This is a genomic window from Streptomyces sp. GESEQ-35 (assembly GCF_017948485.1).
Taxonomy (GTDB): Bacteria; Actinomycetota; Actinomycetes; order Streptomycetales; family Streptomycetaceae; genus Streptomyces.
This window is the reverse complement of record NZ_JAFFSX010000001.1, coordinates 365,392-384,073: the sequence shown is the minus strand read 5'-3', so window position 1 is coordinate 384,073 and position 18,682 is coordinate 365,392. Positions and strand designations below refer to the sequence as shown.

At 68.8% G+C, this 18,682-nt stretch carries 18 protein-coding genes; 6 read left to right on the top strand and 12 right to left on the bottom strand.

Annotation, left to right across the window (positions count from 1 at the left end; all coding sequences use genetic code 11):
- The first annotated feature begins 427 nt into the window (after window positions 1–427).
- On the top strand, window positions 428–1,165 hold the full coding sequence (locus tag KCH87_RS01800) for a hypothetical protein (protein WP_210583484.1): 738 nt from the start codon (window positions 428–430) through the stop codon (window positions 1,163–1,165).
- Window positions 1,166–1,376: 211 nt separating this feature from the next.
- Here the strand turns inward: KCH87_RS01800 and KCH87_RS01795 are convergent, their stop codons facing one another.
- A complete protein-coding gene (locus tag KCH87_RS01795; RefSeq protein ID WP_247195630.1) occupies window positions 1,377–2,111 on the bottom strand; it encodes a neutral zinc metallopeptidase in 735 nt (244 codons plus the stop codon).
- Window positions 2,112–2,722: 611 nt separating this feature from the next.
- On the opposite strand from KCH87_RS01795, the gene KCH87_RS01790 reads away from it, so the two are divergent.
- From KCH87_RS01790 to KCH87_RS01775, 4 genes are all read left to right on the top strand, one after another.
- On the top strand, window positions 2,723–3,538 hold the full coding sequence (locus KCH87_RS01790; RefSeq protein WP_210583482.1) for an SAM-dependent methyltransferase: 816 nt from the start codon (window positions 2,723–2,725) through the stop codon (window positions 3,536–3,538).
- Window positions 3,539–3,915: 377 nt separating this feature from the next.
- Window positions 3,916–5,445: a UxaA family hydrolase gene (locus KCH87_RS01785; protein WP_247195547.1), complete on the top strand. Its 1,530-nt coding sequence runs from the start codon at window positions 3,916–3,918 to the stop codon at window positions 5,443–5,445.
- 137 nt (window positions 5,446–5,582) lie between these two features.
- Window positions 5,583–6,344 carry an SDR family NAD(P)-dependent oxidoreductase gene (locus KCH87_RS01780; protein ID WP_210583481.1) on the top strand — a complete coding sequence of 254 codons (762 nt, stop codon included), beginning with the start codon at window positions 5,583–5,585 and terminating at the stop codon, window positions 6,342–6,344.
- A gap of 364 nt (window positions 6,345–6,708) precedes the next feature.
- Window positions 6,709–7,743 carry a LysR family transcriptional regulator gene (locus KCH87_RS01775; RefSeq protein WP_210583479.1) on the top strand — a complete coding sequence of 345 codons (1,035 nt, stop codon included), beginning with the start codon at window positions 6,709–6,711 and terminating at the stop codon, window positions 7,741–7,743.
- Between the two features lie 339 nt (window positions 7,744–8,082).
- Here the strand turns inward: KCH87_RS01775 and KCH87_RS01770 are convergent, their stop codons facing one another.
- Window positions 8,083–8,520, bottom strand: a complete 438-nt coding sequence (locus KCH87_RS01770) for a VOC family protein (RefSeq protein WP_210583477.1) — start codon at window positions 8,518–8,520, stop codon at window positions 8,083–8,085.
- A gap of 550 nt (window positions 8,521–9,070) precedes the next feature.
- On the opposite strand from KCH87_RS01770, the gene KCH87_RS01765 reads away from it, so the two are divergent.
- The gene (locus KCH87_RS01765; protein WP_210583475.1) at window positions 9,071–9,424 is read left to right on the top strand and encodes an antibiotic biosynthesis monooxygenase; all 354 of its coding nucleotides are present in this window, start codon (window positions 9,071–9,073) and stop codon (window positions 9,422–9,424) included.
- Between the two features lie 76 nt (window positions 9,425–9,500).
- Here KCH87_RS01765 and KCH87_RS01760 read toward each other — a convergent pair whose 3' ends face one another.
- The 10 genes from KCH87_RS01760 to KCH87_RS01715 form a co-directional block, all read right to left on the bottom strand.
- Entirely contained in the window at window positions 9,501–10,283 is a 783-nt protein-coding gene (locus KCH87_RS01760; protein WP_210583473.1) for a DUF1963 domain-containing protein, read from the bottom strand.
- Window positions 10,284–10,475: 192 nt separating this feature from the next.
- Complete coding sequence (gene hydA / locus KCH87_RS01755) at window positions 10,476–11,897, bottom strand: dihydropyrimidinase (protein ID WP_210583472.1); 1,422 nt, start codon at window positions 11,895–11,897, stop codon at window positions 10,476–10,478.
- A 42-nt stretch (window positions 11,898–11,939) separates the two neighbouring features.
- The gene (locus tag KCH87_RS01750) at window positions 11,940–12,323 is read right to left on the bottom strand and encodes a gamma-glutamylcyclotransferase (protein WP_247195546.1); all 384 of its coding nucleotides are present in this window, start codon (window positions 12,321–12,323) and stop codon (window positions 11,940–11,942) included.
- Between the two features lie 13 nt (window positions 12,324–12,336).
- A complete protein-coding gene (locus KCH87_RS01745; protein ID WP_308298723.1) occupies window positions 12,337–13,527 on the bottom strand; it encodes an FAD-dependent oxidoreductase in 1,191 nt (396 codons plus the stop codon).
- Window positions 13,524–14,939 carry an FAD-dependent oxidoreductase gene (locus tag KCH87_RS01740; RefSeq protein WP_210583471.1) on the bottom strand — a complete coding sequence of 472 codons (1,416 nt, stop codon included), beginning with the start codon at window positions 14,937–14,939 and terminating at the stop codon, window positions 13,524–13,526. Before KCH87_RS01740 ends, KCH87_RS01745 begins: the two co-directional genes overlap by 4 nt.
- On the bottom strand, window positions 14,932–15,225 hold the full coding sequence (locus tag KCH87_RS01735; protein ID WP_247195545.1) for a (2Fe-2S)-binding protein: 294 nt from the start codon (window positions 15,223–15,225) through the stop codon (window positions 14,932–14,934). Before KCH87_RS01735 ends, KCH87_RS01740 begins: the two co-directional genes overlap by 8 nt.
- Window positions 15,226–15,251: 26 nt before the next feature.
- A complete protein-coding gene (locus tag KCH87_RS01730; RefSeq protein WP_247195544.1) occupies window positions 15,252–16,007 on the bottom strand; it encodes an amino acid ABC transporter ATP-binding protein in 756 nt (251 codons plus the stop codon).
- Window positions 16,004–16,723, bottom strand: a complete 720-nt coding sequence (locus tag KCH87_RS01725) for an amino acid ABC transporter permease (RefSeq protein ID WP_210583470.1) — start codon at window positions 16,721–16,723, stop codon at window positions 16,004–16,006. The genes KCH87_RS01730 and KCH87_RS01725 overlap by 4 nt, the downstream gene beginning before the upstream one ends.
- 39 nt (window positions 16,724–16,762) lie before the next feature.
- Window positions 16,763–17,632 carry an ABC transporter substrate-binding protein gene (locus tag KCH87_RS01720; RefSeq protein WP_210583469.1) on the bottom strand — a complete coding sequence of 290 codons (870 nt, stop codon included), beginning with the start codon at window positions 17,630–17,632 and terminating at the stop codon, window positions 16,763–16,765.
- 7 nt (window positions 17,633–17,639) lie between these two features.
- The gene (locus tag KCH87_RS01715) at window positions 17,640–18,590 is read right to left on the bottom strand and encodes a dihydrodipicolinate synthase family protein (RefSeq protein WP_210583468.1); all 951 of its coding nucleotides are present in this window, start codon (window positions 18,588–18,590) and stop codon (window positions 17,640–17,642) included.
- Between the last annotated feature and the right edge of the window lie 92 nt (window positions 18,591–18,682).

Sequence of the window (18,682 nt, the reverse complement as noted above, 5' to 3'; positions counted from 1 at the left end):
ACATGGGATGAGGATCGTGACTGACGGATCAAGAGTCAAGAGTGCGGTGCGACTGACGTGGTGCAACGGTGGGATCCGTCGGCCGTCGGCTCTCGCAGCGCGCGTTCAACTCCGGCCGCGTTGCGCTCTTGGCGGACCTGGCAGTTCAGTCGATTGCACCGTTGCCGTCCGACAAGGCCGCCGTTCGAGTCACGGTCATCAATGAGTGGCTGTTACCAGGGTTTCGGGGCCGTAGGACTGGCCTCCGTATGTGTCGTGTCCGAGGCGGCCGAAGGTGAGACCGTTCGACCGGCCGGGAGGTAGAGTCCCCGCGTGCGTTGATTTTCCGGGCGGCGGCCAAGCGCCGCCGCAGACGGTGCGGGCGACCCCGATGAGTTTGGGGTTGCCCGGCTGGCATACCCGTCATCACCACACCGGAGATCACGCAATGACTGCTCGGCAGCCTCTCACCTACGACGCTTTTGTCGAACTCGCCGCCGCTGATTCAGCTGTCGTCGGCCTTGTCCTCAAGGGTTCACGGGTCCACGAGGGCATGACCACCGACCACTCCGACCACGACCTGTACGTCGTCCTCGCCGACGGCGCGACGACGGCCATCACCCGGTTCACGGGGCACCGCACCCCACAACTCGACCTCGTCATCCTCTCCCTCGACGAGTTCCGTGCCGCCGGACAGCCCGGCTTCGAGCGGTACGCCCTCGCCCGCGCCCGGATCGTGCTCGACCGGCTCGACGGAGGCATCGCCCAGATCCTGGCCCGCAAGGCACGGCTCGACGCCGATGAAGCCTTCCACGAGGCGGGCGCGTGGCTCGATGCCTACGTCAACTCCCTCTACCGCTCGGTGAAGAACGACCGCGACGGGCATCCGCTCGCTGCCCGTCTCGACGCCGCCGACAGCATCCGGTTTCTGCTGGAGCTGCTGTTCGCTCTCGACCGGCGTCCCCGCCCCTACAACAAGTACCTGGAATGGGAGCTGGCCCGATTCCCCCTACCCGGCTGGGACACCGGCTTCCTGCTCGACGCCGCGGACCGCATCTCCGAAACGGGCGACGTGTCCACACAGCGTCGTCTCTTCGCCCAGGTCGAGGCAGTTGTCCGGCGGGCCGGGCACGGCGCGGTGCTGGACGCATGGGGCGAGGACTTGGACCTGATGCGACCGCAGTAGCAGCGCACCTCAGGGCTCCCGCACCGCCACATCGGCCGTTTGACGGCTCCACGAAGTCCTGCTTGCCGAGCTCGATACGGTTCTGCTGACTGGGGGCAATCGCAAGCTGGACTCTACGATCATGACGTCTACCGCGATCAGGTCCGCGCTCGCGGCATCTTGCCCGCAATCGCCCGCCCGCGGCGCGGCTTCCCCTTCTCCGCGTGCACTATCAGGAACGCCAGAACTCACTGATGCAGTTCTGGGGATCGTAACCCGCATTGTTCGGTCCAAAGTAGCCGAGCTTCCAGGCGTTGGCCCGCTCTTGGGGGGTGCCATGATGGTCCGGATCGGTGAAGTTCACGTCACCAGCCTTCTCCCTGCTCTCGACTGCTGCGTCGAAGTCTGCGGCGGTCAGGGTGCCGTCGGTGTACTTGGTTGCTGCCCATACGCCGGAGAAGCAGTCCGCCATCAATTCCTGGTGCTTCCCAGGTTCTAGCGGAAGCTGGGCCTTCTGGTAGATCAGAACGTCTTGCACCCAGTGACCCATCTCATGCGTCACAGTCGTCGCGACCGTGAATTTCCCTGCCCTTTCTGAATATTGGCCATTCACTTCTCCCAGTTGCATCTCAAGCATGGTCTCGATGGGAAAGACCAGTACCCCCTCGTACGTCACGTCACCCTGCTGCACGTCCTCCGGGCAGTAGAAGGCACTGGGCACGTCGGAGCTACTGATGTTTCCGTCGCATGCATCCGTGTACGTTTCACCCCTCTGGATGATCTCGTACAAAGGGGCAGCCTGCTGGAGCTTTTGGTTCTTCAGCCAGTTGTTCCAGTACGCGTACCCATCGTCCACGGTCTCCTCGATGTACGCCGTGACCGATGCTTTTATCCTGCGGCCGCTATTCTTGTGCGCTTCATCAATGATCTCCTCTCTCTGTAGAAAAGAAACCGGACAGAATGCCATGCTCAAAAGCGGTACCGTGAGGCGCCTGAGAAGGGGCCGGTTCCCGTGAGCGATCCGAAACCGAGGGCCGCGGGATCTGTTTCTGCCGACCTCGATGATCCCGATATACTCAGGCTACGCCCGAGCGCCCGTGGTGTCCGCTCGACGGGCGCGGCTTGTATCGCGCTGAACGCGACTCAACGAACTCGTGCATGGTTGGCCGCGGCCCGTCCGCCGGTCTGCGTGCCCATGTCTTGATAGCCGGCGTCCGGCCCTCGGTGTCAGTGAGGACGATGGACTTCACGGCGTTCTGCTTGCTCTTGCCGGACACGACCTGGACGCACGGGCAAGTCCGTGGAGGTGAGCCGCGTTCCGCCGTGGAATGCGGCTCCGGCAAGCTCGCGATCCGGTTCAGAGGGGCCAACTCGGGCTCGGCGTCGGTGAAGTTCACGATCACTTCCAACCACTGACGTGGCGACGGGCCGTGGAGCTCGGCAGCGGCGGCTGACCTCGCCTGGCGCGCGTGGACCCCGCGCTTCGACGAGTGCTCGAACTGATGGGTGAGTGGCGGCTGTTGGGACGTAGATTGTGCCGTGAATGATCCCGCCTCGGCTGAAAGACGGACACGACTTATGACCGACCCTGCGACGGCGCCCGAACCATCGATAAGCCAGAGAATCGACACGTCGGTTCCGCATTCCGCCCGCATCTGGAACTACTGGCTCGGCGGCAAGGACAACTACCCCGTCGACGAGGAGGCCGGCGACGCGTACACCGCCGTCTTCCCCGGCATCGTCACCATCGCCCGCAGCAGCCGCGCCTTCCTGCGCCGCAACATTCAGTATCTGGTCTCCGAGGCGGGCATCCGGCAGTTCCTGGACGTCGGCACCGGTCTTCCGACCGCCCAGAACACCCACGAGGTCGCCCAGGGCATCGCCCCCGAGACCCGGATCGTCTATGTCGACAACGACCCCATGGTCCTGGCCCACGCCCGCGCCCTGCTCCACTCCTCCCACGAGGGCGCGACGGCCTACATCGACGCGAACGTCACGGACCCGGACCGGATCCTCGCGGCCGCCGCCGAGACACTGGACTTCAGCCGCCCCACCGCGCTCATCCTCAGCAACATCCTGGGACACGTCGGCGACCACGATCAGGCCCGCTCCATCGCCACCCGGCTGATGGCGGCCCTGCCGCCGGGCAGTTACCTCTCCATCAACGACGGCTCGCGCGGCATCGACCCGGTCTTCGAGCAGGCCCAGGACGCCTACAACAGCAGTGGCGCCGTCCCGTACATCCTGCGCACCGTCGACGAGATCACCAGCTTCTTCGATGGCTTGGAACTCATCGAGCCCGGCGTCGTCTCGGTCCCGCAGTGGCGTCCGGAGCCCGGTTCGCCCACTCCGGAGGTCATCGCCGAGCACGGCGGACTCGCCCGGAAGCCGTAGCCGGGGAAACAGGCCGACCGACACTGCTCGACTCACGCAGTGTCGGGACGCACCTCGTCGTACGTCGTCCTGTCTTTCGGCGCCACGCCCCGATGGACCTGCCGGTCGACCGGTGGGCCGGGGCGGGGCACAACGCAACGCGGTCGCACAGGAACCGCCAGGCCAGGCCAGGAACGGCGACGGCAGGAAGCCGGCCCGCGTGCCGCCGTTGGTCCGGCCGGTCCCGATCGACCGTTCGCCCGCTGCCATCCGCATTCCGGATGAGGCCGTCCTGTTACTCGCGCTTCGCCGTGCGCCGCCCGCCGTTCTACGTTTGGCCGTATGGCGACACCACTTCAGGTCCCTGCGTCCGGACTCGAACAATTCCAGGACCCTGCATGACCGAACCGAAACCGGCCGAAGTGGTCGTGCCGCTGGTTCCGAAGGACGGGGTGGACGACGTCGGCCTCGTCCGCAGCGATGTCGGGCGCGGAACGCTCGTCCGGCTCTCCGGCGGTGCGGTCGCCGCGCTCGACGACATCCCGGCGGGGCACAAGATCGCCGTGCGGGCCGTCGCCAAGAACGAGCCGGTGCACAAGTACGGTGAGGTGATCGGCGTGGCGCTTCGGGACATCCCGCCCGGCTCCCACGTACACCTGCACAACCTCGGTGTCGGGCCGCACAGCATCGGTACCGCGTCACTTGCCGGCGAGACGCCGATGTGGACACCCTCGGCCCTCCCGACGCGTGACCACTTCCTCGGTTATCGCCGAGCCGACGGCCGGGCCGCAACCCGCAACCACATCGCGGTCCTTCCGACCGTCAACTGCTCGGCGACGGTCGCCCGCATGATCGCGCAGGCTGCCAACGCCCGTATCCAATCGCCGAGTCTGGACGGAGTCATCGCGCTCACCCACGAACTCGGCTGCGGCATGGCCGAAGGCACCGCCGGTGACGACATCCTGCGCCGGACCCTGCGCGGCTACGCCCGGCACGCGAACGTCGCCGGGGTCCTGCTGGTCAGCCTGGGCTGCGAGGTCAACCAGCCCGAGAACATCTTCGGCGAGGCCCTTGCGGTCGAGACGCTCGCCATCCAGGACCTGGGCGGGACGGCCGCCACCATCAACGCGGCGCTGGACCGCATCGCGGCGATGGCGTCGCAGATCACAGGGCTCGTGCGGGAGCCCATACCGGTCGCGGAGCTGACGTTGGGGCTGCAGTGCGGCGGAAGCGATGCCTACTCGGGCCTGACCGCCAACCCGACCCTCGGAGTGGCGGCCGATCTGCTGGTCGCCGCCGGTGGCCGGGTCATCCTCGGTGAGACTCCCGAGATCTACGGCGCCGAGCATCTGCTGCGCAGGCGGGCCGCCACGCCTCCGGTCGGCGACCGGATCGACGGACTGATCACGTGGTGGCAGGCGTACACGGCACGCAACGGCGCGGAGCTGGACAACAATCCGTCCAAAGGCAATCGTGCCGGCGGCATCACGACCATCTGGGAGAAGTCGCTGGGCGCGGTCCTCAAGGGCGGCACCAGCCCGCTCAACGACGTGGTCGCGTACGCCGAGCCGGTCACGGCCCCGGGGCTGACCTTCATGGACACTCCCGGATACGACCCGGTGTCGGCGACCGGGATGGTCGCGGGCGGCGCGAACCTGCTGGCGTTCACGACCGGAAGGGGTTCGGTGTTCGGGGCACGGCCCACGCCGTGCCTCAAGATCAGCACGACAACCCGCCTGTACCAACAGATGCGCGGTGACATCGACTTCGACGCAGGACCGGCGATGTCGCGTGACGATCAGATCCGTTACGGAACGCGGCTGTTCGAGGCCTTGGTGGACATGGCGTCGGGGACACCCAGCAAGTCCGAGGCGCTCGGGTTCGGAACCGAGGAGATCGTGCCCTGGCGGATGGGGGCCGTGGTGTGACATCGGTGCCGTGCAGCGGGCGGGCCACCCTCGACGGGGCGGCCCCTGCCGCAGGCCGGTTCCCCTTGCTCGACGGCAGTGGCGCCCACACCCCGGCCGCCATCGACCGTCTTTCACTCAGTACGAGAGGTGCGGGCATGAGATTCAGCAGGAAGGTCGCCGTGGTGACCGGCGCCGCCTCCGGCATCGGTCGCGCCACCGCCGTACGTCTCGCGCAAGAAGGCTACGAAGTCGCGATGATGGACCTGGATGTCGCCGGGCTGGCCGGGACGCAGGTGCAGATCCAGGAGACCGGCCGACGGGCGCACCCTTTCACCGTGGACCTGTGTGACCCGCTGGACGTCGGCGCGGTGACCCGGGAGATCGCGGTGACGGTCGGCGCTCCAGAGGTGCTCGTCAACGTGGCCGGCATCGGCGTGGCCGCGACCGTGCTGGAGACGAGCGACGAGGACTGGAACCATGTCCTGGCGGTGAACCTCACCGGGCCCTTCCTCACCACACGGGCGACACTGCCGCTGATGCTCGACCGCCGCAGCGGGGTGATCGTCAACATCGCCTCAGTGGGCGGCCAGGTCGGACTGGCCCGCCGCGCGGCGTACTGCGCTTCCAAGGCCGGGCTCGTCGGACTCACCCGCGCGGTCGCCGTGGACCACGCCCGCGAAGGAATCCGTTGCGTGGCGATCTGCCCGGGCACCGTCGAGACCGAGTGGATCGCGAAAATCCTGGCGAACGCGCCGGACCCGGTCGCCGCACGCGAGGCGATGGCGGAACGACAACTCGACGGCAGGATGGGATCGCCGGAGGAGGTCGCGGCGATGGTCGCCTTCGTCGCCGGTCCGGACGGCCGATTCGTCAACGGAGCCGCTCTCGTCCTCGACGGCGGGATGACGGCGGTGTGACAGCCGTCGGATGCCGACCGCCACACCGGCAGAAGCCGCGCCGGCCCTACTGCCCCGGTGGTGTGGCCAGAACGCCGCCCCACCCCAGGTCTTGGGCACCGACGACCCGGCCGACGGACTCGCTGACACAGCCTTCACGTTGAGTGGACTCTCATAGCAAGATGGCGGAAACCCGGGGCTGCCTCAGCCATCGGCCGGCATCGCAGACCCGCGAAGGGGGCCTCTACATGAAGGAGCCCGGGACGCAAGGCCTGGACGACATATCGAACCCGGCGCGAACGTCGTACGTTCACCGGTGCCGCTCCCGGACAGGGATCGTGCAGCCGGTTCGGCTCGTCGCCGTGGCGCAGAGACCGGCCGGCCGATGAGCGGGGCGCGGTTCATCGCCGAGCGCGGACTGCTCGTGCCGGAGGCGTACGGCGACGACCGCGACCCGGTCGATGTGCCGCCGCGCGATCCCCGGGATGCCATGTCACTGCAGACCGCCTGGTTGCGCAGCTTTCTCGCGGTGGCCGACAAAGGCGGCTTCGGTGCTGCCACGCTTGTGCTTCACCTGTCGCAGTCGAGGGTCAGCGCCCATATAGCCGCCCTAGAACACGCCCTCGGGGTGACGCTCTTCGACCGCAAGGCCCGCCCCGTCTGTATGACCAGGGCGGGGGAGCTGTTCCGCGGGCATGCGATGACGGCTTTGCTGGAGTTGCAGCGCGGCGTCGACGCGGCACGCAGCACGCTCGACAACTTCGTCGGGCATGTGAGCATCGGCAGCTACCCGAGCGTCAGCTCGACCTACCTCCCCTCCGTGCTACAGGAGTTGAAGGCGAAGTACCAAGGCATGACAGTCGAACTGTTCGAGGGGAACGCCTCGACGCTGGAGGAGATGGCCGTCAGCGGAACGGTCGATCTCGCCTTCCGGCCGCTGCTGCCGAAGATGCACGAGACGACGCTCTGCCATCGCACGATCTGGCGCGAGGACATCGTCGCCGTGATGCGCGAGCACGACCCTCTCGCTGCACAGACCTCGGTCAGCGTCGCGGACATCCTGGAGCGGCCGCTCATCGGCAATCCGGCCGGCAGCGAGGAGGACGGCGGCGGGTTCGACCTGCGCCACACCCTTGGCGAAGCGTCCGGGCGGGCGGACATCGCGTACCTCACCGACCAGCCGACCACCCTGGTCGCGCTGGTCCGCTCCGCCTTCGGCATCGGCGTCATCAATCGCCTCGCCCTGCGGACCACCAGCACCGAAGGCCTGGCCATCCGCACCATCGACTCTCCCACCGCCTTCCGGGAGGTCGCGCTCTTCTGGACGCGACGGCGCGCGGACACCGCCGGCGTCAAGGCGTTTCTCGATGTCCAGGAAAGAGCGCAGTTGCCGCTCGGCGTACAAGAGATGTCGAACTGACCGGCACCGGCCCGGTGCCTCGTGGCCGCGGACCCTGTCGTCGCGGGCGGAGGGGGAACCGCAGTTCAAGGGGCCAGCCGGCCTTGTATCCGGAGCGGCCCAGGTATGCGTCTCCAAATGGGGCGGCCCGACTCATGTCGCTAGGAGGTGGTCCGGCTGTCGAGTCGGGTGGGCGCCGGGTTCCACTGCCTGGGGCGGGGTGGTGCTGCCGACGGGACGGGAGGTCTGCTGGTCAGCCCATCAGGCGGGAGACCGCCGGGTCGGAGGCGACCGGGCCGAAGACGCCGGCTCGCACCGCAGCATCGCGGCATCCGCGAGGCTATTTGACCCGATCGGCCGTCAGTTCTTCTTCAGCTCCTCGGCGAGCATCACAAGGATGCCGCTGGGACCGCGGACGTACGTGAGCTTGTAGACGTCCTCATAGGTCGCCACACCGCGAAGCGGATGGCATCCGTGCTTGGCGGCTGTCTCAAGGGCATTGTCGATGTCGTCGACTGAGAAGGCGACGCGATGCATGCCAATCTCGTTGGGACGAGTGGGCTCCGACTCGATCGCTTCGGGGTGGATGTACTCGAAAAGCTCAAGGCGACCTTGACCGTCTGGCGTCTGGAGCATCGCGATGTTGGCGTGATTGCCATCAAGGCCGACGGCGGTGTCGGTCCACTCACCACTGACGGTGTCACGGCCGACGACCGTGAGTCCGAGGTCGGTGAAAAAGGAGATCGTTGCTTCGAGATCGCGAACGGCGATGCCGACGTTCTCAAGTTTGATGGCCATGCGTTGCATGCTAGCGAGCCGGGCCGATCGGGTGCTTCCGGCCAGGACACAGCCGAGTGCCAGGTCACCGTCGAGGTCGACCGTGACCTGTCCACCGGAGTCCGGAGCGTGTTTGCCCGGCGGTAAGGACGTCGATCAGGCGGGAGACCGTCGGGCCGAAGTCGACCGGCTCGCACCGCAGCATCGCGGCATGGCCGGGCGCGGCGTGGCGGCGGCCGGCGAGGGGCCCGTCACCCGCCGTCGCCTGTTGGACCCGGGGGCGGGTTGAAGGGTTGTGCCCGGCAGGGGAGTCGCGGTCGGCCGCGTTGCTACGTGCTCAAGGTTCGGCGGCAGGGGCAGTCTGGTTCGATTTGGGTGCGTTGCAGAGCGTTGGTGGGGAGCCAGTCCGTACTCGGGATGCCTCGCAGCTGCCGCAGGGCAGATCGGCCCCTTGCTGCGGGCGGCCGGAGAACGTCGGCTCAGACAGCTTTGGTCAAGAGCAGGATCCCCTACGTATCCCGTTCCGGAAAGACGCCGGATCGTCGGGCGCACCCTGCCTTACAGTGCCGCCATGAGCGATCACTCGGAAGCGCCTGTCGCGCCCGTCGAGGCCTATGAACCCCCCTACTACGTGGCTGTCTTCACTACGGTGCGCACTCAGGACCAGAGCGGCTACAGCGAGACCAACGCACGCATGGAAGACCTGGTGAAGGACGTCCCTGGGTTCCTGGGGATGGACCACGCGCAGACTCCCGGCGGGCTGTCCATCACCGTCGGGTACTTCCGCGACGCCGACGCCCTCACGGAATGGCGGAGCAATGCCGAGCATCGCGCGGCGCAAAAGCGCGGGCGAGCCGAGTGGTACCAGAGCTACACGCTGCATGTGGCGAAAGTGGAGCGGAGCCACGGGTTCATACGAGCGTAGATCCCGCAGAGCCCGTCCGGGGGCGGCGGTTTGAGAGGGACGGAGGGGGGAGTCGTCGGAGCCGCCACGACGATCACTAGGCCTGGGAGCGAAGTCGTGAACGCCCTGCGTAGGTGTCACATATATGCCTGGGTGTAGAGCAGCGCGTTTGCGAAGTTTCCTTCGGCCAGGTCCCGGGGTGGATCAGCCAGGATGCGGCGCAGCTCTGGGGAGTGTCCACGAACGTGTAGTGCGCGTGGGCCAGCATGATGAACGCTTCGTCGTCGGTGACGGGCCAGGGGGCCGGGTCGTTGTGAATCACGGGTGAGTATCCGCCCAGGGTGAGTTCACCGACCATGGTCTCGTCAGAGTAGTCCAGCACGTACGGGTGGATGAGGCGTACGGTTTCATGGTCGGCGATGTCGTTGTTGGTATCCGGCATGAACCAGTCGAGCCGGCCCCGCAGGGGGTACGCCTCGCACGTGTAGGCCGTGTCTTCTTCAGAGGGGACCCGTTCCGTCGTCGCCGTTCCGGCCGGGACGTACACCACCCGGCCTTCCTTTGTGGGCCCGGGGGTATAGCTCGGCTCGCTGTTGTTGGCGAAGAACAGCAGATGCCCGTCCTCCGGCAGCTGTATGTCCAGCTCACCGACCGGAACCGCGGCACAGTCGACCGAGGCGATGAAGGCCGGAAAGCCGGACCATTCGATATCCGGGGGAAGCTGGGGATGGCCTCCGTACTGCCCGACGACGGGCGCATCAGAGTCCTCCATCGACCGCAGCCCTATGCGCGGGCGGGCAAGCCGCAGCGCCCTGTCGAGTAGGTCCTCGGGCACGCCTCGCCCGCGAGCCGCCGCGGCGTATTCGGCACGTGCGTTCATGGCCGACAGTCTGTCTCAGCGGTCTGACACACCCCGCTTGTCTCTCCGGACCCTCCGGAGCAAAGGCAGACCAACAATGCCCAGTTGCAGGCAAGTTGTCGTAGGCGCGTCCGGTGTGGACTGCCTCCCACGTACGGCGTACTCCAGCACGTGCCGGGGCGACCGAAGGACCGTGTGCCGGTGGAGTCGCGGTCAGCAGACCAGGGACCTGCTCAGGGGACCCGAGCGCAGGTGTCGGCCGCGGGGTTCGCTGTCCAGGAGGCGGCCCGCCTCCACGACGGGCCGACCGGCCACTACGACGGTCTCCGGCCAGCCGGTGACGGGTATGCCTTCGTAAGGGGTGTAGTCCGTGGCCATGTGCAGTCCGGTGCTGCGGACGACCCGGGTGGCGGTGGGGTCCCAGACGACCAGGTCGGCGTCCGAGCCGGGGGCGATGACTCCCTTGCGGGGGTAGAGGCCGTTGAGCCGGGCCGGGTTGGCGCACATGACCTCGACGAAGCGGCCGGCCGGCAGGCCGCCCTTGACCACCAGTTCGCTGAAGATGACCGGCATACGGGTCTCCACCCCGGGCAGGCCGTTGGGCATCGCCCGTACGTCGTGGCTCACCGACTCCTTCTGGGCGGTGTCGTAGCAGCAGTGGTCGCTGCCGATCGTCGCCACCTGGCCCATCAGAACGCGTGAGCGCAGTCCTGCGACCGTGTCGGCGCCCCGCAACGGCGGGCAGCACACGAAGCGTTCGGGGTGTGAGCCGTCGTACGCCGTGTCGTCCAGGACAAGGTGATGGGCGACGGTCTCCGTGAAAGCGCGCACGCCCCTGCCCCGGGCCCGCGCCACCAGATCGACGGCCTCGGGGGTGGACTGGTGGACGAAGTACACCGGGGCCGACACCGATTCGGCGATGGCGAGGATCTCGGCGACCGAGGCGTTCTCGGCCAACTCCGGCCGGGTACCGGCGTGGTGGCAGGCGCTGATCGCGCCGGCCGCCTCACCGCGTTCCTGCGTGTCGGCGATGATGTGGTCGGCCTCGCAGTGGATGACGACCATGCCGCCGAGATCCCGCAGCGTGGTCATGACGTTGAGGATGGTCTTCTCGTCGGCCATGGTCTCGCCGCGGTAGGTGGTGAACATCTTGACCGTGACGATGCCGTCGGAGGCCAGGGACCGCAGCTGTTCCGGCACTGTGTCGTCCCACTCGACCACGCACCCGTGCAGCGCGCTGTCGCACAACCCCTGGTCCGCCTTGGCGCGTTGGACCGCGGCGACGTCCGCCGGGTTCTCGCCGGGGCGCGGGATGGCGAAGTCCACGATCGTGGTCGTACCGCCGAAGACGGCTGCCGTGGTCGCCTGCCGGTAGTCGTCGAGGGACGTGAAGTCCCCCGAGGTGAAGCCGACATGGCAGTGGGGGTCGACGCCACCGGGCAGTACGAGGCGTCCTGCGGCGTCGATCTCGGTGACGCCGGGCGGCTGCGCGGAGCGGTAGGAGCCCGGTTCCACCACGCCCAGTACCTTTCCGCCGCCGATCAGTACGTCCGCGGCGCCCTGCCAGTCGGCGTTGACCACGGTGCCCCCTCGGACGACGAGGTCAACGGGTTCCGTCTGTGCGCGGTGGGACATGGTGAGCCTCCAACAGGTCGACCAAGGACGGGAGTTGAGATGTCAGAGCAGCGTGGCGAGATAGGCGTGCCAGCCGCCGTGGGCTGTGATGTCGACGACGCCGGGGGCGGTCAGCGCGGAGGCGCGCATACGCATCGAGAAGGAACCCGAGCCGTCCGCCAGGGCGATGACGCCGAGTTCGAGCTCCGGGGGCTCCTCGGGCAGCAACTTCTCGCGCAGCACTTCGTAACTCACCTCGTACACCTCGCCGTTGATGGTCGCGCCGCCCTCCGTGACCGGGTGCAGGCCGGGGAACTCGTCGCGTACGGAGAAGAAGCGGTACGACGCCGCCGTGCGCGCGGGGCCGAGCAGGCGGGCCTCGCTCAGCGCGTGGCTGAGGGTGCCTCCGGACATCGCCTGGCCGTTGACGAACATCTTCAGGGTCATGAGGGGATGCCTTTCAGGGCGATACGGGAGTGGCGGCGTCGTACAACAGGCGTCCTGGGCCGAGGTCGTCCACCGGGTCGGCCGGGGCCTTCCCGGCGATCTGCCGGGCCAGCGTGTCCCCCCACACCGGCGCGAGGGTGAACGCGTAGGTGCCGCCCGCGACGAAGAACCCGGGGTGGCCGGGGACTTCGCCGACCACCGGCATCTCGTCCGGGGTCGCGGCCAGCGGGCCCGCCCACATGCGCAGCAGCCGCAGACTGCCGAGGAACGGCAGGATCCGCCCGGCCTGGGCGAGGTTGCCGGCCATGCTGGACAGGCTGACGGTGCTGCGGCCCGCCATGTCCAGTGCGGCAGCCGGCCAGCCGCCGCCGATCAGCAGGTTGCCGGCGCTGACCTGTTTGACCGACATGCCCTCGCCGATGTGCTGGACCAGGTGGTGCATGACCGGCGGCACGCGCACCGTCACATGCATCTGGATCGCGACGGGTGACATGCGGACGTGGATGCCGGCCAGCGCGGAGATGTCGGTGATCCACGGCCCGGCGACGTTGACGACCACGGGTGCGGTCCAACTGCGGTCGCCCGAAAGGACCTTGTAGTCGGCGCCCACCCGGCTGATGCCGGTCACGGGGGTGAAGGGGTACAGCCGCGCCCCGTGGCGGCGGGCGGCGGCCAGGTAGGCGGGGGTGATCAGCAGCGGATTGGCGTACCCGTCGAGCTCGCACCAACTGGCGGCGCGTACACGGTCCGACAGCAGCGGCAGCTGGGCACGAGCCTCGTCGCCGGTGAGGATCTCGGTCGGGATGCCTGCCCGGAGCTCCCACCCGTGCTTCTCCCGCAGTTCCTGTTCCTGGGCGGCGGTCTCGGCGATCATGTAGCCGCCCCCGCGCCGGAGTTCCACGTCCGCGTCGAGCCGCTCCTCGATCCGCGACCAGTGCTCGGACGCCCGGCGTTGCAGCGGCAGCAGCCGCGCGCTGTCGACCGGCACCGCCTGGCCGGGCCGCCGGGTGTGGATGGCCTGGATGTGCAGGTTGCCCGCCGTGGTGCCGGACCCTTCCCGGTTGGGCGTGCCGCGCTCCAGGACCACGACCCGGTAACCGCGTTCGGCGAGGTGGAAGGCGGCACTGGCGCCGAGGATGCCGGCGCCGATGACGATGACGTCGGCCACGTCCGCAGAAGGAGAGGTCGAAGTCGATCCGGTCACCGGTCCGTCACCTCCTGCTCTCCGGCCGCGACGGCCATCTGCCCCGCGACCGTGGTGGCCATGGGCAGCGGCCGCAGCGGCATACGGGCTGCGAAGCACTCCGCCTCGCCTCGCCCGGCCAACGCCGCCACGATGTGGCCGCATTCACGTCCCTGACAGGGCCCCATCCCCGCCCGGGTGGCAGCCTTGGTGCCGTGCAGGTCGTTCCAGCCGGTCGCGACGGCCTGCCGGATCTCGCCGGCGCTGACACCCTCGCAACGGCAGACCTCGGTGGCGTCGGAGATATCGGCTACGACGTCGGCGGGGAGCGGGTAGATCCGGTCGGCGAGTGCCGCGAACCGGTCCAGGGCACGGGCCCGGCGGCGCAGTGCCGCCACCCGCGAAGGCCGGCCAGGTGCCAGGCGGCGCAGGATCGCGTGCGCGGCCAACTCCCCTCGTACGCCTGCCGCTTGCACGCCCGCGATGCCGGCGCAGTCCCCGGCGACGTACAGCCCGTCCGCCGAGGTCGCGCCGTCCTCGTCCACGACCGGGAGCTGTTCGGTGCCCGTCCGGTCCGGTTCGGTACGGCAGCCCAGCAGCCGGGGCAGTTCGGTGCTGGGGCGGAAGCCGAAGCCCACGCACAGCGCGTCGGTCTCCAACCGCCGTACGCCGCCGTCCTCGTGGCCGATGTCCACGGCCGCGACCTGGGTGTCCCCGTGCGCCGCCAGCACGCGGGCGCCCTGCTCGACGCGCACGCCGTGGCGGGCGAGGGTCAGCAGATAGCGGGCGGCCTCCGCGAGCCGGGCGGGCTGCCGCAGCGCGCCGCCGATCGCCGAAACCCCGGGCCGGTACGGATGGTTCAGCTCGACCACCGCCTCGATCCCGGCGCCCACCTCCAGCAGGGCGCAGGCGACCGGGAGCAGGAACGGCCCGGTTCCGGCGAGCACGACCCGGCTGCCCACGGGGACCCGGTCCATGGTGGCCAGGTGCAGGGCGAACCCGGGGGTGACCACGCCGGGCAGCGTCCAGCCGGGGAAGGGCAGGGAGCGTTCGTACGCGCCCGTCGCGGCGAGCGTGGCCCGGGCGCGCACCCGGCCGAGGGAGCCTGTGCGCACGTCGGAGGTGAAGAGGGTGCGTCCGGCGTCCTCGGCGCCCCAGACCAGGGTGCCGGTGCGGACGACGACCCCGGCGGCCCGTGCCTCGCGGATCAGTTCGGTGCCGCGCGGGCGGAAGTCGCCGAAGGCGGCGGCGAGTTGGGGGGCCCGGCGCTTGTAGTACTGGCCGCCGAGGGTGTCGGACTCGTCGAGGAGTACGACGTCCAGGCCGCCCTGGGCCAGGACCAGCGCCGCGTGCAGTCCGGCGGGGCCGCCGCCTACCACCGCGACGTCCGTCTCCCACTCCTCCGGCTCCCACTCCTCGGTGGCGTCAGCCATGTGCGGCCGTCGGCAACGGCTCGGTGTGGGTGCGGATGTCCATGCCGTCGGCGACGTGCGCGGTGCAACTGCGGGAGCCGGGGCGGCCGTCGATCGTCACCTCGCACTCCAGGCAGACACCCATTCCGCAGAACGGGCCGCGCAGCCCACCGTTGACCGGGTTGCGGCGCAGCTGCCAGACGCCGGCCGCGACCAGGACGGCGCTCACGGACTGGCCCGCCCAGGCCTGGCCGGGGGTGCCGTCGATGGTCACGGTGACGGTCTGGGGCAGGGGGCGTCTACTCATGGCAGTGCTCACAGGGGTCACAGCGGTCATAGGATCCGGTCCAGGAACTGGCGGGTGCGCTCGTGCTCCGGAGCGGAGAAGAAGACGTCGGGAGACTTGTCCTCCACCACGAGACCATCGCTGATGAACACGACCCGGTCGGCCGCCGCACGGGCGAAACCCATCTCGTGGCTGACGACGATCATGGTCATCCCCTCCTCGCGGAGCCGAACCATCACGTCGAGGACCTCGCCGACCATCTCCGGGTCGAGCGCCGAGGTGGGTTCGTCGAACAGCAGCAGCTGCGGGCGCATGGCCAGGGCCCGGGCGATGGCCACCCGCTGCTGCTGGCCGCCGGAGAGCTGGGCGGGGTAGTTGCCGGTCTTGTCGCTCAGGCCCACCATCGCCAGCAACTCACGTGCCGCGTCCCGGGCTTCGCCCTTGGGTACGCCGCTGACGTGCACCGGGCCGGAGGCCACGTTGTCGAGCGCGGTCATGTTCGGGAACAGGTTGAACTGCTGGAACACCATGCCGGTGCGCCGCCGTTGGACAGCGATCCGGCGCTCGCGCAGGGCGCCCGTCTCGCCGTATCCGATCCGCTCCCCGCAGATGCTGACGGTGCCCGAGTCGGGGGCCTCCAGATGGTTGAGGGTGCGCAGGAAGGTGCTCTTGCCGCCGCCCGACGGACCCAGCACGAGGGCGACTTCGCCCCGCCGGACCGTCAGGTCGATGCCCTTGAGCACCTCGACGCCGCCGTACGACTTGCGGACCTGTTGTGCTTCGACGATCGTCTCGGTGCTCATCGGGTCTCCAGTTCGAGGGCCGCGCTCTTCATACGGCGGCCACCGGTCGGCCCGTTCTCGTGCCCGCGGCCGACACGTACCTCCAGCCACCTCTGCACGAGGCCCCACACGGTGGTCATGGCCAGGTAGTAGAGGGCCGCCGCGGTGAGGCCCTCCAGGACGCGGAAGTTGGTCTGGACGGCGAACTGGGTGCGGCGCAGCAGCTCTTCGACGGAGATCACCGAGACGAGCGTGGTGGTTTTGAGCAGGCCGTTGAAGCTGTTGCCCAGCGGCGGGACCATCACCCGCAGCGCCTGCGGCATGACCACGACCCGGAACACCTTCCAGGGCGGCATGCCGAGCGCGCGGGCGGCCTCGGACTGGCCGCGCGGGACCGACAGGACCCCGGCCCGGACGATCTCCGACAGGTACGCCGCCTCATTGAGGACCAGGCCGGTCAGGGCCGCGCTGATCACGCCGAGCCGCAGGCCCAGCTGGGGCAACCCCGTGTAGATGATGACCAGTTGGACCAGGAGGGGGGTGCCGCGCATCAGCCACACGTAGAAGCCGGTGACGGCCCGTACCGGTGGGATGCGGGACGCTCTGCCGAGTGCCACGAGCACGGCGAGCGGAAGGGCGAGCGCCATGCTGACCGTGGTGAGCCAGATCGTCGTCCAGGCTCCCTGAAGGATGAGGGGGTTGTGGAGGAAGGAGAAGAAGGCTTCCCAGGACCACATGGCTCTCGCCCTTTCCGTCGTGGGTGAGGGGAGGGGCGGTTACTTGGCGCTGATTTCGCCGGTGGTCACCTTGAGGGCGCCGGAGTAGGCCGTGACGCCGTACTTCTTGAACAGCTTGGTCAGGTAGCCGTTCTCACGGAGGGTGGTGAGCGCGTCCGCCACCGCGTCGGCGGGCTTCTGCTTGCCGAAGCCGAGGGCGAGCGGTGCGGGGTTCATGCCCGCGACCGCCGTTTCGAAGGTGCCGCCCTTCTGGTAGTGGCTGGTGACCGACTCGACGATGGCCACTCCATCGACCTGGCCCGCGCTCAGTGCCTGGTAGGCGTCGGCGGTGGTAGTGAAGGTGCGGATGGCGACCTGCGGCTTCCCGGCGGCCTTCAGTTCCTTGTTGAGCGCGGTGAGGGTGTCGAACTCGTAGCCGGGCGCCTCTACGGCGATGGTCTTGCCGGACAGTTCGTTCTCTGAGGTGATCTTCTTCGGGTTGCCCTTGGCGACGGAGACGGAGACACCCTGGATCTCGTAGGGGACGAGCTTGATGGTCTCGGCGCGCTCCGCGGTGTAGAACATGCCCGTGTCGATCATGTCCCAGCGTCCCGACTGCACACCGGGGATCTGTGCGTCGAAGGGGATGTTGACGAACTTGGGGGTGAGACAGAGGAGTTTGGCGATCTCGTTGCCGAGGTCGACCCGCATGCCGATGACCTTGCCGGAGGTGTCCAGGTACTGCATGGGCGGCAGGGTCGCGTTGGTCGACATCGTCAGCGTGCCCGCATCGACCAGGTCCGCCTCACCCACCTTGGGCGTGCAGCCGGTCGGGGACGCGGCGGCGGACGAGTCCTCGCTGCCGCACGCGGTCACTGTCAGCAGGAGGGCGGCGGAAGCCGCGGAGGCCGCGAGGAGAAGTCTGCGCACGGTCGGTTCACCTTTTTCCGGTGGTGGAGGAAGAGGGGTGCAGCCCGGCCTCGTCGAGCGCCGCCGCCAGGGCGAGCAAGGCTGACGGGTCCTGAAGCGGGAGCAGCGGAGGGCGTACGTGCCCCCCGGGCTGCCCGAGCAGCCGCATGGCGGCTTTGAGCTGCGAGGTGGGTGAGGCGAACCGTGAGCTGTAGTCGTCGTTGACGAGCAGGTTCACAAGCCGTTCGTAGCGGGCGGACCATTCCCGGGCCCGGTCGAGGTCACCGGCCCAGTAGGCCTCGTAGAAGGGGACGGCGAACGGCGCGCCGAGGCCGCCGCCGTCGATGTTCCCGGCACCGCCGAACTCGGCCATGACGGCCATGCCCCGGCGGTGGATGAAGCGGCCGAAGACCTGGACCTTCCCGGCCAGGGCCGCGCAGGTGTCCGCGACCTTCAGCTCGTCGCCGGAACTGTCCTTGACGGCCACCACGGTGTCCAGCTCGGCCAGCCTGACCAGGGTGTCGACCGTGATGTCCACGGCGGTTCCGCGCGGCCAGTTGTAGACCATGAGCGGCAGGTCGACCGCGTGGGCGAGGGTGGTGTAGAAGGCGTGGATCTCGTCCTGGCTCGGATGGACGTACGGCGGCGGGGTGGTGAGGATGCCGTCGGCGCCGATGGAGCGGGCGTGTGCTCCGTACCGTATGGACTCCTCCGCGGTGTACGCGCCGCAGCCGATCACCACCGGTATGTGGCCGGAGAGTTCGGCGACCGCGATCTCGGCCACCCGGCGGCGCTCCTCGGGGGTCTGGGAGAACCATTCGCCGGTCGTGCCGTTCACCAGCACACCGTGGACGCCGTGCTCCGCGTACAACCCGAGCAGTGCGCGCCAGGCGTCCTCGTCGAGCGAGCCGTCGGCGGCGAACGGCGTGGGCGCGGCCGGCCAGTAGCCGCGCCAGGAGACGGCAGCCGGGGTGTTCATGGTGGCTCCGATCAAGTGACACCTTGTGGGATCGATTGCACAGCACGGTGACACCCGGTCGAAGGGAGGGTCAACCTCGATCTGGCCTGAAG